The organism is Salmonella enterica subsp. diarizonae (genome assembly GCF_008692785.1).
Classification (GTDB): Bacteria; Pseudomonadota; Gammaproteobacteria; order Enterobacterales; family Enterobacteriaceae; genus Salmonella; species Salmonella diarizonae.
Map to the genome: position 1 here is coordinate 770,438 of NZ_VXJV01000001.1, position 12,093 is coordinate 782,530.

Here is a 12,093-nt window from a genome sequence, read left to right on the forward strand (position 1 = left end):
GTCTTTTACATCATTACGACGTCAAACTGCTCCTGGTTATAAAGCGGTTCGACCTGAACTTTAACCTGTTTGCCGACAAAGATTTCGACTTCCGCCAGCGCGTGTGATTCTTCGCCTTTCAGCGCTTCCGCTACCGCAGGAGAAGCATAAACCAGGAAGCGATCGGAGTCATAAGCGTGATGGACACGTACAATCTCACGCATAATCTCATAGCAGACGGTTTCCACCGTTTTTACCGTCCCGCGGCCATGACAGGTTGGACACTCGTTACAAAGCACATGTTCCACGCTTTCACGGGTCCGTTTGCGAGTCATTTCCACCAGCCCCAGCGGCGAAAAACCGTTAATGCTGGTTTTCACACGATCCTTACTTAACGCCTGTTCCAGCGAATGCAGCACCCGGCGGCGGTGATCCTCATTATTCATGTCGATAAAATCAATAATGATAATGCCGCCCAGATTACGCAGGCGTAGCTGGCGGGCGATAGCCTGAGTCGCTTCAATATTAGTATTAAAAATGGTGTCGTCGAGATTACGGTGTCCGACAAACGCGCCGGTATTGATATCTACCGTGGTCATCGCTTCGGTTTGGTCGATAATAAGATAACCGCCGGACTTGAGTTCAACCTTACGCTCCAGCGCGCGCTGGATCTCATTTTCCACGTCATAAAGATCGAAGATCGGCTGACGACCGCTGTAATGCTCCAGTTTACTGGTCATTTCCGGGATGTATTCTGCGGTAAACTCCAGCAGCGACTCATAGGTCAGACGTGAGTCGACGCGAATTCGGTCCAACTGCGCATCGGCGAAATCGCGCAGCACGCGCTGCGCCAGCGCCAGTTCGCCATACATCTGATAACGCGTTTGCGGTCGCTTTTTGCGCTCCATGACTTTCGTCCAGACACGCTTGAGATAGGCAGCGTCAGACGCGAGATCCTCTTCACACACGCCTTCCGCCGCGGTACGGATAATAAACCCGCCCTGTTCGTCGCAGTATTCCGCCACCACCTTTTTCAGGCGCTCGCGTTCACTTTCGCTTTCGATGCGCTGGGAGACGCCAACGTGCGACGCGCCGGGCATAAAAACAAGGTAACGGGAGGGCAACGTGATGTCCGTGGTCAGACGCGCGCCTTTCGTGCCGAGCGGATCTTTCACCACCTGCACCATCAGATCCTGCCCCTGACGCACCAGTTCGGAGATATCGCGCACAGTAAACTGTTTTTGCTCGTCGCCCGCCACGCATTCGGTGTGCGGCATAATATCGGAAGCGTGAAGAAATGCGGCTTTATCCAGCCCAATATCTACAAAAGCCGCCTGCATACCTGGAAGTACACGACTTACACGACCTTTGTAGATATTGCCTACGATTCCGCGTCGCGCTTCGCGCTCAATATGGATTTCCTGAAGAATACCGCCATCAATGTACGCCACGCGCGTTTCCGATGGCGTTACGTTTACCAACAATTCAGCCGTCATGTTTATCCCTTTTATCACGCAGTGCGTTAAAATGACTCAACAACTCATACGTTTCAACCAGCGGTAAGCCGACGACGGCGTGATAGCTGCCATTTATCTTCCTGACAAAAGAGCCACCCCGCCCCTGAATACCGTATGCACCTGCTTTATCTAAAGGCTCGCCGCTGGCGACATAGCCAGCAATGTCCTGCGCAGAAAGCGTGCGGAAAGTCACCTCCGTCACCACCAGACAATCCAGTATCTGCTGCGAGTCCGCAAGCGCGACAGCAGTCATCACCTGATGCGTATTTCCGGAAAGTAAACGCAGCATTGCTGCGGCATGAACAGCGTCGCGCGGCTTTTCCAGCACCTCGCCATTTAACACGACTATCGTATCCGCGCCCAAAACCGGCAGATCACGGGGAACCAGCGCCACGCCAGCCTGCGCCTTTTCGCGCGCCAGCCGAACAACATACTGCTGCGCGCTTTCCTGAGCGCGCCGCTGCTCTTCAATACCAGGCACGACCTGCTCGAATGAAAATCCAAGTTGAGTCAATAATTCCTGGCGACGCGGGGAACCGGAAGCAAGATACAGAGTTGTCATATCGACCTTTATTGTACAGCAAACTGCTGGCGTACTTTACGCATCAGCAAGAAGAGCCAGGGCCACAGCACGCCATTAACTACACTACTCCAGAACACTTCCGGTCTGAAAGAGACGTTGATCACTAAAAACTCGGCCCAGAAAACAATAATGTCCACAGCCAGTGAAAGCAACATCACCACCAGCGCCTGCTGCCAGAGCGCCAGGTTACGGAAGAGCTGGAATTTCAGAGCGACCAGGTAGGCGATAATACTCATCGACAGAGCGCGAACGCCGAGTGTGGAACCGCTGATGAGATCAAGTATGGCACCCATCACAAATCCCGTCCCCACATTTACGCGGTGCGGCAAGGCCAGAATCCAGTACAGTAAGATGAGCAAAACCCAGTTTGGCCGGAAAACAATGATGTCGTCCGGCCAGGGCATGATTTGCAGCAACAGCGCAATAAGAAACGAGAGCCAGATAACCCAGCGCCCCTGGCTACGATAGCTCGCCACTATTGCCCTCCCGGCGCACGCGCAGGCGGCGTGGTCGCGCCCGAAGGCGATGGTTGCGTTGATACCGGCGCAGTCTGGCCCGCAGATGGCTGAGTAATCCCCGTCGCCGGGTCCGGCACTGGCGCCGGCGGCCCCATCGCATCCGGAGAAGGCAACACCTGCGGCATCATCTGCATCAGGCGCTCATTAGCTACGCGGTGAACCTCTTCCGGCGTCAGCGGGTTAGCGCCGTTACGATCTGCGCCCCACAGCAACAACAGATAGCGCAAACGCTGTAACCCTGCCGTAGGCCGCGCCTGAATGACCGTATAGGCGCGCTGAGTGTCCAGCTTGACGGAGGAGACCACCGCCACCGGATAACCTTCCGGGAAACGACCGCCAAGTCCGGACGTTACCAGCACATCGCCGACGCGAATATCGGTATTGGCGGGCAGATGTTCAAGCTGAAGATCGTCAGTACAGCCGTTACCGGCAGCAATCACACGGATGTCATTGCGCAGCACCTGAATAGGCAGCGCATGAGTCGCATCGCAAATCAGCAGTACACGGCTGGTCAGTTTCGCCACGGCGACAACCTGCCCTACGACGCCTTTGTCGCTAATGACCGGTTGACCTTCATACACGCCATTGACGCTGCCTTTATCGATAACGACCTGATCGCTGTAAGGATCGTTAACCGTTGAAATAACCTGCGTCACCATTTTCTGCTCGTCCTGACGCAGCGGCGACCCCAGCAGCTCGCGCAACCGCGCGTTCTCCTGTTTGTACTGTCCCAGCATCAGCAAGTCGCTGTTTTTTAGCAGTAATTCCTGGCGCAGCGCCCGGTTTTCCAGTTCAAGCTGGTCGCGAGAAGCCAGCGTTTGCGACACGCTGTCGAGCAGTTCACGAGGACCGTTTGAAATAAAATAGAAAGGACTGACGGCAGTATCCATGTACGTTCGGATTTGACTGAACGTCCCCAGGCGGCTGTCGGCAATGATAACGCCGAGCGCCACCAGCACCGCCAGAATAAGGCGAATCTGTAGCGACGGGCCACGGCTAAAAATTGGCTTCATAGGCTATGCGTATTCTCGCGTCGGAGAGGCAGGACCATCCAGGGATAATCCTGCCTGTGTCCAACTACTCTTCGCTGAACAGGTCGCCGCCGTGCATATCGATCATTTCCAGCGCCTTGCCGCCGCCGCGCGCCACACAGGTCAGCGGATCTTCAGCAACCACGACAGGAATACCCGTCTCTTCCATTAACAGACGGTCAAGGTTACGCAGCAGCGCGCCGCCGCCGGTGAGCACCATACCGCGCTCGGAGATATCGGACGCCAGCTCCGGCGGACACTGTTCCAGCGCCACCATTACCGCGCTGACGATACCGGTCAACGGTTCCTGCAACGCTTCCAGAATCTCGTTTGAGTTCAGGGTAAAGCCGCGTGGAACACCTTCCGCCAGGTTACGACCGCGCACTTCGATTTCACGCACTTCATCGCCCGGATAAGCAGAACCGATTTCATGTTTAATGCGTTCTGCGGTCGCTTCACCAATCAGAGAGCCATAGTTACGGCGTACATAGTTGATGATCGCTTCGTCGAAACGGTCGCCGCCGATACGCACGGACGAGGAGTACACTACGCCGTTCAGGGAGATCACGGCGACTTCCGTCGTACCGCCGCCGATATCGACGACCATCGAACCGGTCGCTTCAGAGACCGGCAGACCGGCGCCGATTGCCGCCGCCATCGGCTCTTCAATCAGGAACACTTCTCGAGCGCCAGCGCCCTGAGCGGATTCACGAATTGCGCGGCGCTCTACCTGCGTCGCGCCGACCGGCACGCATACCAGTACGCGCGGGCTTGGGCGCATAAAGCTGTTGCTGTGCACTTGTTTAATAAAGTGCTGAAGCATTTTTTCGGTCACAAAGAAGTCAGCGATAACGCCGTCTTTCATCGGACGGATCGCCGCGATATTGCCCGGCGTACGGCCCAACATCTGCTTCGCATCATGACCGACCGCAGCCACGCTTTTCGGCGAACCGGCACGATCCTGACGAATGGCCACAACGGAAGGCTCATTCAATACGATGCCTTGTCCTTTTACATAAATGAGGGTATTCGCGGTACCCAGGTCAATGGACAGGTCATTGGAAAACATGCCACGAAATTTTTTCAACATACTAAGGGATAATCCTGAAAGCTGGGGCGGAAAACAAAATCCGCTTACTTTACCAACCACACGCAGCAGCGACAAGGCGCAAAAATCATCTGCTACGGTGAAAATTAGTGCAGTTCGTTTCCTTTGTTACAAATCTCGGCCTGAGTCCCTCAGGGCTGAAAAAATCAGCAGCAATCCTCGCTTTCGTTTGCAACCTGTCAAAGGTCATTCACCTGCATATTTGCTGCAACAATCTGGCGAGCAGACAAGCACACCCCCATGAGGCACAGCGCGCGTTATTCTACGTGAAAACAAATTAAACGGCAGGTTAAACCGAGTATCTTTGCGAATATTTTTTCACGTTTGTGTCAAGTGGTTGGGAGGAGGCAAAAAAATCACCCTGCCCGCCAGCCACGCCGCGTTTTGTCAGCGTCTGCCACTCGCCCCGTGAACGGACGCCCGTCGCGTAGACCTGCGTAGGCGTACCCGCGCAGGCCTCTACCAGACTTTGAACCAGAAGCTGGTTTTCCGTTCGCTTCTCAATGTTTCTGACCAGACTCGGATGTAGCTTGAGTAATTCCACATTAAGCGCTTTAATCCAGCTCGTGCTGACCAGCGTCAAACCCGCCTGCGTCACCGCCACCCGAACGCCAAGCGCATTGACTAAGCGAAGGATGGGTTGTAACCGACTGATGTGTTGACAAACATCCGCCTCCGCAAGTTCAATAATTATGCGATTTCGCTGTGATTTTTCACACTGCATTAATGTATCGCGCAACCAGCGCTGAAAACGCGGACGAATCAGCGACTCGACCGTTAACTGCATTGCCAGATTTTCATCCGGCCAGTAGCCCAGCAACGTAATCAGGCGGCTAATTTGTAATCTGTCATACTCTTCCGATAAACCAAATTGCAGCACCATCGGCATATACTCCGCCGAGCTAACCTCTTCTTTACCGTCATAGATGCGACACATCAATTCCCGATGATGCACGCGGCCTTCTCGCGTAACCGCTGGTTTTTGATAAAGTCGCGGTCCGCCCCGGTTTAGCATCTGCTCAATCAGCGTGCGCCAACGCACATTGCCGCGTCCTTTTTCCGGCAATGAGTCGTCGTAGATAGCCCAGCTATTCCCTCCCTGCAGGGCAGCATTCCGCGCCGCCGCTTCAGCATGCTCCATCACCTGCTCGGTGGACTGCCCGCTGCGCCAGGCGCAAATGCCGATATGTACCATATCGTCACGATCGAGCATTTTGTTAGCCGGTAGCGCATCGACGGCTTTTAAAAGTTGTCCGGCAATACTTTCCGCTTCTTTCAGCGTTCGATGCGGTAGCAGCACGGCAAAGTCGCTACGGTGATAGCGCGCCAGCAACGAGCCTGGATAACGCATAATAAATGTCGATAGCAAATTGATAAGCATAAACATCTGTTCTTCCGCCTGATTGCCGCCCAGGCTGTCGCGCAGAAGATTGAAGTCTGGCAAGCGGATCATCATCACCACGCCATGTACCCCCACTTTTTCTTGATCTTCCAGCAGCGTCGCCAGTTGGTTATCAAAAAACAGACGGTTACCGAGTCCGGTTTTGGTGTCCTGCGCGGCGTAGGAGCGAATTAGCGTGTCCAGGCGGCTACGCTGTTCATGAGCAAACTGAATTTCGGAAAGCAACACATCAAGTGCACTGCTGGTGCGCGTCGGCCATTCATAAACAGAACCGCGGACATTCGGTCCGCGTTCGCCATTCAGAATACGCGTTGAGCGAATTTCCAGAAGCTCTTGCCCGGAAAGCTGCCGTTGCAGCCAGCGCACCGATAAAAACAGAATCAGAACGATAAAGCCGATCGCCAGTGTCAGCGGCGCCGTAGCGATCAGTGAGTGAAAATAGTTGCCCATCGGGTCCTGATAAACCAGACGTAGCGACATACCCGGATGTTTGACCAGCGGCACGACCAGCTCGCGATACGTGTCACTGGTGCCGGCTGGCCGATAACCTCTGGCGCGAGAATGGCTGTAGACCCGGTGCTCCCCCTGCAACAGATCGACGCGCACAATATCGGAAGCGATCATGAGTTCGTCGATTCGCGGCGTCAGCGAAACAATATCGCGGGTCACCAGGTGTGTATCCATCGCTGTCGCCGCCGCCTGCACACGGCATACATACTTATACTGTACGGCATTATAAAAGCTTAGAGAGCAGCCTATCAGAGTCACGAAGATCGTTAACCCCGTGAGCAGCGTAACAAAAGCTGAGAATTTCGTCGTTAATCGCATCCTTGAGTTAACTCCGACAGTTATAAACAGTATGAAAAAGCGAATCTGAAGGCGGAATTCGCCACGGCGCGCAATGAAGCAGGCATACTACCAAAATGGGTCTGTCTGGCAATTTATTGCGTTGTATCGGCATCACGTTTTAATTAGCGAGTATAGTCTTCGTAGTTATTTTTCCAATCTACCATGTAAAGTGAGGACAGGTTATGCAGGCGTTGATCTTAGAACAGCAGGACGATAAAACCCTCGCATCCGTGCAATATCTCGAAGAGAGTCAACTGCCAGAGGGTGATGTGACGGTGGATGTCCACTGGTCCAGCCTGAATTATAAAGATGCTCTGGCTATCACCGGGAAAGGGAAAATTATCCGTCATTTTCCGATGATTCCTGGTATTGATTTCGCCGGCACCGTTCGCGCAAGCGAAGATCCTCGCTTTCATGCAGGCCAGGAAGTACTACTGACTGGCTGGGGCGTGGGCGAAAACCACTGGGGCGGCCTGGCCGAACGCGCACGCGTTAAAGGCGACTGGCTGATCGCGCTGCCTGCGGGACTGAGCAGCCGTAACGCCATGATCATCGGCACCGCCGGTTTTACCGCCATGCTGTGCATAATGGCGCTGGAAGAGGCCGGCATCCGCCCTGAAGATGGCGAAATCGTTGTTACCGGCGCCAGCGGCGGTGTAGGCAGCACTGCGGTCGCGCTGCTGCATCAATTAGGTTATCAGGTCGTTGCGGTATCCGGCCGTGAAAGTACCCATGATTATTTACGCGCGCTTGGCGCTAACCGCATTCTGCCGCGCGATGCGTTCACCGACGCCCGCCCACTGGAGAAACAGCTTTGGGCAGGCGCGGTTGATACGGTCGGCGATAGCGTGCTGGCGAAAATCCTGGCGCAAATGAACTATGGTGGTTGCGTCGCAGCCTGCGGCCTGGCTGGCGGCTTTGCTCTGCCAACTACTGTCATGCCCTTTATTCTGCGCAACGTACGTCTGCAGGGCGTGGATTCCGTTATGACGCCGCCAGCGCGCCGCGCCGAGGCGTGGAAACGTTTGGTAAATGGCCTGCCGGACGCCTTCTACACCCAGGCGGCAACCGAGATAGACCTGGCCGATGCCCCGAAGTTTGCCGATGCCATCATTAATAATCAGGTTCAGGGCCGTACGCTGGTGAAGATAAAATAACGTCACGTATAAAAAAATTTACACTTAATTAACTATTTATTTTTACACATTGACATACTCCCTGTCATATTCACTACACGCCACGCCGTGTTGTGGTGGGTATACCGGGAGTCTGTTATGAAAAAAATACGTCCATTAACAGAAGCCGATGTGACTGCGGAATCGGCTTTTTTTATGCAGCGCCGACAGGTGCTAAAAGCGTTAGGCATCAGCGCGGCTGCCTTATCCTTACCCTCAACGGCGCAGGCCGATCTATTCAGTTGGTTTAAAGGCAACGATCGTCCGAAAGCGCCTGCTGGTAAACCGCTTGAGTTTAGTCAGCCTGCCGCCTGGCGAAGTGATTTAGCGTTAACGCCGGAAGATAAAGTAACGGGCTACAATAATTTCTATGAGTTTGGCCTCGATAAAGCCGACCCGGCGGCCAATGCCGGTAGTCTGAAAACCGAACCGTGGACGTTGAAAATCAGCGGGGAAGTCGCGAAGCCATTTACGCTGGATTACGACGATTTAACGCATCGTTTCCCATTAGAAGAGCGTATCTATCGGATGCGCTGCGTCGAAGCGTGGTCCATGGTCGTGCCGTGGATTGGTTTCCCTTTATATAAGCTACTCGCGCAGGCACAGCCCACCAGCCACGCTAAATATGTGGCATTCGAAACGCTATACGCGCCGGATGATATGCCGGGACAGAAAGATCGCTTTATTGGCGGCGGACTGAAATACCCTTATGTTGAGGGGCTACGTCTGGACGAAGCCATGCATCCGCTTACTCTGATGACCGTCGGCGTCTATGGCAAGGCGTTACCCCCGCAAAACGGCGCGCCCATTCGACTCATCGTTCCATGGAAGTATGGTTTTAAAGGTATTAAATCTATCGTCAGCATTAAACTAACCCGCGAACGCCCGCCAACCACCTGGAATTTGTCGGCTCCCAACGAATATGGTTTTTACGCCAATGTGAACCCGCATGTGGATCATCCACGCTGGTCTCAGGCTACTGAACGCTTTATTGGTTCAGGCGGTATCCTTGATGTGCAAAGACAGCCGACGCTACTGTTTAACGGCTACGCCAATGAAGTCGCTTCGCTGTATCGCGGTCTCAATTTGCGGGAGAATTTTTAAGTGCGTCTGACAGCAAAACAGATAACCTGGCTAAAAGTTTGCCTGCATCTTGCCGGTTTTTTGCCGCTTCTGTGGCTCTTTTGGGCAATAAATCAGGGTGGGCTAAGCGCAGACCCGGTAAAGGATATCCAACACTTTACCGGCAGAACCGCGCTCAAATTTTTGCTCGCCACCTTGCTGGTTTCACCGCTGGCGCGCTACGCTAAACAGCCATTATTGATACGCACACGCCGCCTGTTGGGACTATGGTGTTTCGTTTGGGCCACACTGCATTTAACCAGCTATGCCTTGCTGGAACTGGGGATACATAACCTGGCGTTGTTAGGAAGCGAGCTGCTTTCACGTCCTTATTTGACGCTTGGGATCATTAGTTGGCTGGTGTTATTGGCTCTGACGTTGACCTCAACGCAATTTGCGCAGCGTAAATTGGGTAAACGCTGGCAAACACTGCATAACGTCGTCTATCTTGTCGTGATCCTGGCCCCCATACATTATCTGTGGTCGGTAAAGATTTTATCACCGCAACCGGTCATCTACGCGGCATTAGCATTAGCCCTTTTAGCGTTGCGTTACCGGAAGTTTCGCCAGTGGTGGCGCTAGTTTGGTGAATTGTGCGGTCGATTGCAAAACGCAAAACAGGCAATGTCCTTTGCATGTTTTGGGTTGATAATCTTCCCTGATAAGACCAGTATTTAGCTGCCAATTGCGACGAAATAGTTATAATGTGCGACTTTGCATTCCCCCACGGCGATTTTCGTTCGCAGAAAGGGTGACAATCGTGCAATGAAGGTATATTTTGTTTTTTGCCCGAAAATGGCAGAAGATAGCCGCACAATGACTGGCAAATCATGAATTTCACCTTCGGGTGCTACGGCATAACAGGCAAATCAAAGATGCGCGGTATTTTACCCGCGGCAGTCATTCACATGCTTTACAGACGGCGCTAAAACGCCTGTCACAATCACACTAAACAAAGAGTACGGAACCCACTCATGGATATTCGTAAGATTAAAAAACTGATCGAGCTGGTTGAAGAATCAGGTATCTCCGAACTGGAAATTTCTGAAGGCGAAGAATCTGTTCGCATCAGCCGCACAACGGCAAATGCCGGTTTTCCGGTGATGCAGCAGGCTTATGCGGCGCCGATGATGCAGCAACCTGCTCTGTCTAACGCTGTCGCGCCAGCGGCTACTCCAGCAATGGAAGCGCCTGCCGCAGCGGAAATCAGTGGTCACATCGTACGCTCCCCAATGGTTGGTACTTTCTACCGCACCCCAAGCCCGGACGCGAAAGCGTTCATCGAAGTGGGCCAGAAAGTGAACGTGGGCGATACCCTGTGCATCGTTGAAGCCATGAAAATGATGAACCAGATCGAAGCAGACAAAGCAGGTACTGTGAAAGCGATTCTGGTCGAAAGTGGTCAACCGGTAGAATTTGACGAGCCACTGGTCGTCATCGAGTAACGAGGCGAACATGTTGGATAAAATAGTCATCGCCAACCGCGGCGAGATCGCACTACGTATTCTTCGTGCCTGTAAAGAACTCGGCATCAAGACCGTCGCTGTGCACTCAAGCGCGGATCGCGATTTAAAACACGTATTGCTGGCGGATGAGACGGTCTGTATTGGTCCGGCGCCGTCCGTAAAAAGTTATCTGAACATCCCGGCTATCATTAGCGCCGCTGAAATCACCGGCGCGGTGGCAATCCATCCGGGCTACGGCTTCCTTTCTGAGAACGCCAATTTTGCCGAGCAGGTTGAACGTTCCGGCTTTATCTTTATCGGCCCGAAAGCGGACACCATCCGCCTGATGGGCGATAAAGTGTCCGCTATTACCGCTATGAAAAAAGCGGGCGTGCCGACCGTGCCAGGATCTGACGGCCCGCTGGGCGACGATATGAATGCGAACCGCGCTCATGCCAAACGTATTGGCTATCCGGTGATCATCAAAGCGTCCGGCGGCGGCGGCGGCCGCGGTATGCGCGTGGTTCGTAGCGATGCTGAACTGGCGCAGTCCATCTCCATGACCAAAGCGGAAGCGAAGGCGGCTTTCAGTAACGACATGGTGTACATGGAAAAATACCTGGAAAATCCACGCCACATCGAAATTCAGGTGCTGGCGGACGGCCAGGGCAACGCTATCTATCTGGCGGAACGCGACTGTTCCATGCAGCGTCGCCACCAGAAAGTGGTTGAAGAAGCCCCGGCGCCAGGCATTACGCCGGAACTGCGTCGCTATATCGGCGAACGCTGCGCGAAAGCGTGCGTAGACATCGGCTATCGCGGCGCAGGGACGTTCGAATTCCTGTTCGAAAACGGCGAGTTCTATTTCATCGAAATGAACACCCGTATTCAGGTTGAACACCCGGTGACTGAAATGATTACCGGCGTCGATTTGATCAAAGAACAGTTGCGCATCGCGGCGGGTCAGCCGCTGTCGATCACTCAGGACGAAGTTGTGGTTCGCGGCCATGCGGTAGAATGCCGTATCAACGCCGAAGATCCGAACACCTTCCTGCCAAGCCCCGGCAAAATCACGCGCTTCCATGCGCCAGGCGGCTTTGGCGTTCGCTGGGAATCCCATATCTACGCGGGCTACACGGTGCCGCCGTACTATGATTCCATGATTGGCAAACTTATCTGCTACGGTGAAAACCGCGACGTGGCGATTGCCCGTATGAAAAATGCCCTGCAGGAACTGATTATCGATGGTATAAAAACCAATATCGATCTGCAGACCCGCATCATGAATGACGAGCACTTCCAGCACGGTGGAACCAACATCCACTATCTGGAGAAAAAACTCGGTCTTCAGGAAAAGTAATCGC

The 12,093-nt window shown here is 53.7% G+C and carries 11 protein-coding genes; 5 read left to right on the top strand and 6 right to left on the bottom strand.

Annotation, left to right across the window (positions count from 1 at the left end; genetic code table 11):
• Positions 1–5: 5 nt before the first annotated feature.
• The 6 genes from rng to csrD all read right to left on the bottom strand — a co-directional run bounded on the left by rng (position 6) and on the right by csrD (position 6,966).
• The gene (gene rng / locus F4V72_RS03735) at positions 6–1,475 is read right to left on the bottom strand and encodes a ribonuclease G (RefSeq protein WP_000123192.1); all 1,470 of its coding nucleotides are present in this window, start codon (positions 1,473–1,475) and stop codon (positions 6–8) included.
• Positions 1,465–2,058 (bottom strand): Maf family protein, encoded by a 594-nt coding sequence (locus tag F4V72_RS03740; RefSeq protein ID WP_023246354.1) that lies wholly within the window; start codon positions 2,056–2,058, stop codon positions 1,465–1,467. The genes rng and F4V72_RS03740 overlap by 11 nt, the downstream gene beginning before the upstream one ends.
• 8 nt (positions 2,059–2,066) lie before the next feature.
• A complete protein-coding gene (gene mreD / locus F4V72_RS03745; protein ID WP_023246353.1) occupies positions 2,067–2,555 on the bottom strand; it encodes a rod shape-determining protein MreD in 489 nt (162 codons plus the stop codon).
• Positions 2,555–3,610 (bottom strand): rod shape-determining protein MreC, encoded by a 1,056-nt coding sequence (gene mreC / locus F4V72_RS03750; protein WP_023246352.1) that lies wholly within the window; start codon positions 3,608–3,610, stop codon positions 2,555–2,557. Before mreC ends, mreD begins: the two co-directional genes overlap by 1 nt.
• Before the next feature lie 64 nt (positions 3,611–3,674).
• On the bottom strand, positions 3,675–4,718 hold the full coding sequence (gene mreB, locus F4V72_RS03755; RefSeq protein ID WP_000913396.1) for a rod shape-determining protein MreB: 1,044 nt from the start codon (positions 4,716–4,718) through the stop codon (positions 3,675–3,677).
• Between the two features lie 307 nt (positions 4,719–5,025).
• Complete coding sequence (gene csrD / locus F4V72_RS03760) at positions 5,026–6,966, bottom strand: RNase E specificity factor CsrD (protein WP_023246351.1); 1,941 nt, start codon at positions 6,964–6,966, stop codon at positions 5,026–5,028.
• 203 nt (positions 6,967–7,169) lie between these two features.
• Here csrD and F4V72_RS03765 point away from each other — a divergent pair, with 203 nt between their 5' ends.
• The 5 genes from F4V72_RS03765 (at position 7,170) to accC (ending at position 12,089) form a co-directional block, all read left to right on the top strand.
• On the top strand, positions 7,170–8,144 hold the full coding sequence (locus tag F4V72_RS03765; RefSeq protein ID WP_053529436.1) for an MDR family oxidoreductase: 975 nt from the start codon (positions 7,170–7,172) through the stop codon (positions 8,142–8,144).
• A 117-nt stretch (positions 8,145–8,261) separates the two neighbouring features.
• Positions 8,262–9,266 carry a protein-methionine-sulfoxide reductase catalytic subunit MsrP gene (gene msrP / locus F4V72_RS03770; RefSeq protein ID WP_000723876.1) on the top strand — a complete coding sequence of 335 codons (1,005 nt, stop codon included), beginning with the start codon at positions 8,262–8,264 and terminating at the stop codon, positions 9,264–9,266.
• Entirely contained in the window at positions 9,267–9,866 is a 600-nt protein-coding gene (msrQ, locus tag F4V72_RS03775; RefSeq protein ID WP_023246349.1) for a protein-methionine-sulfoxide reductase heme-binding subunit MsrQ, read from the top strand.
• Between the two features lie 392 nt (positions 9,867–10,258).
• Entirely contained in the window at positions 10,259–10,729 is a 471-nt protein-coding gene (accB, locus tag F4V72_RS03785; RefSeq protein WP_000354626.1) for an acetyl-CoA carboxylase biotin carboxyl carrier protein, read from the top strand.
• A 10-nt stretch (positions 10,730–10,739) separates the two neighbouring features.
• Positions 10,740–12,089, top strand: coding sequence for an acetyl-CoA carboxylase biotin carboxylase subunit (accC, locus tag F4V72_RS03790; RefSeq protein ID WP_000884627.1), 1,350 nt, complete (start codon positions 10,740–10,742; stop codon positions 12,087–12,089).
• The last annotated feature ends 4 nt before the right edge of the window (positions 12,090–12,093 follow it).

What these genes read in the sequence shown, in the direction of transcription:
- F4V72_RS03765 (WP_053529436.1), top strand. Translation starts at nt 7,170, where the DNA reads ATGCAGGCGTTGATCTTAGAACAGCAGGACGATAAAACCCTCGCATCC.
- msrP (WP_000723876.1), top strand. Translation starts at nt 8,262, where the DNA reads ATGAAAAAAATACGTCCATTAACAGAAGCCGATGTGACTGCGGAATCG.
- accB (WP_000354626.1), top strand. Translation starts at nt 10,259, where the DNA reads ATGGATATTCGTAAGATTAAAAAACTGATCGAGCTGGTTGAAGAATCA.
- mreC (WP_023246352.1), bottom strand. Translation starts at nt 3,610, where the DNA reads ATGAAGCCAATTTTTAGCCGTGGCCCGTCGCTACAGATTCGCCTTATT.
- F4V72_RS03740 (WP_023246354.1), bottom strand. Translation starts at nt 2,058, where the DNA reads ATGACAACTCTGTATCTTGCTTCCGGTTCCCCGCGTCGCCAGGAATTA.
- mreB (WP_000913396.1), bottom strand. Translation starts at nt 4,718, where the DNA reads ATGTTGAAAAAATTTCGTGGCATGTTTTCCAATGACCTGTCCATTGAC.
- csrD (WP_023246351.1), bottom strand. Translation starts at nt 6,966, where the DNA reads ATGCGATTAACGACGAAATTCTCAGCTTTTGTTACGCTGCTCACGGGG.
- accC (WP_000884627.1), top strand. Translation starts at nt 10,740, where the DNA reads ATGTTGGATAAAATAGTCATCGCCAACCGCGGCGAGATCGCACTACGT.
- rng (WP_000123192.1), bottom strand. Translation starts at nt 1,475, where the DNA reads ATGACGGCTGAATTGTTGGTAAACGTAACGCCATCGGAAACGCGCGTG.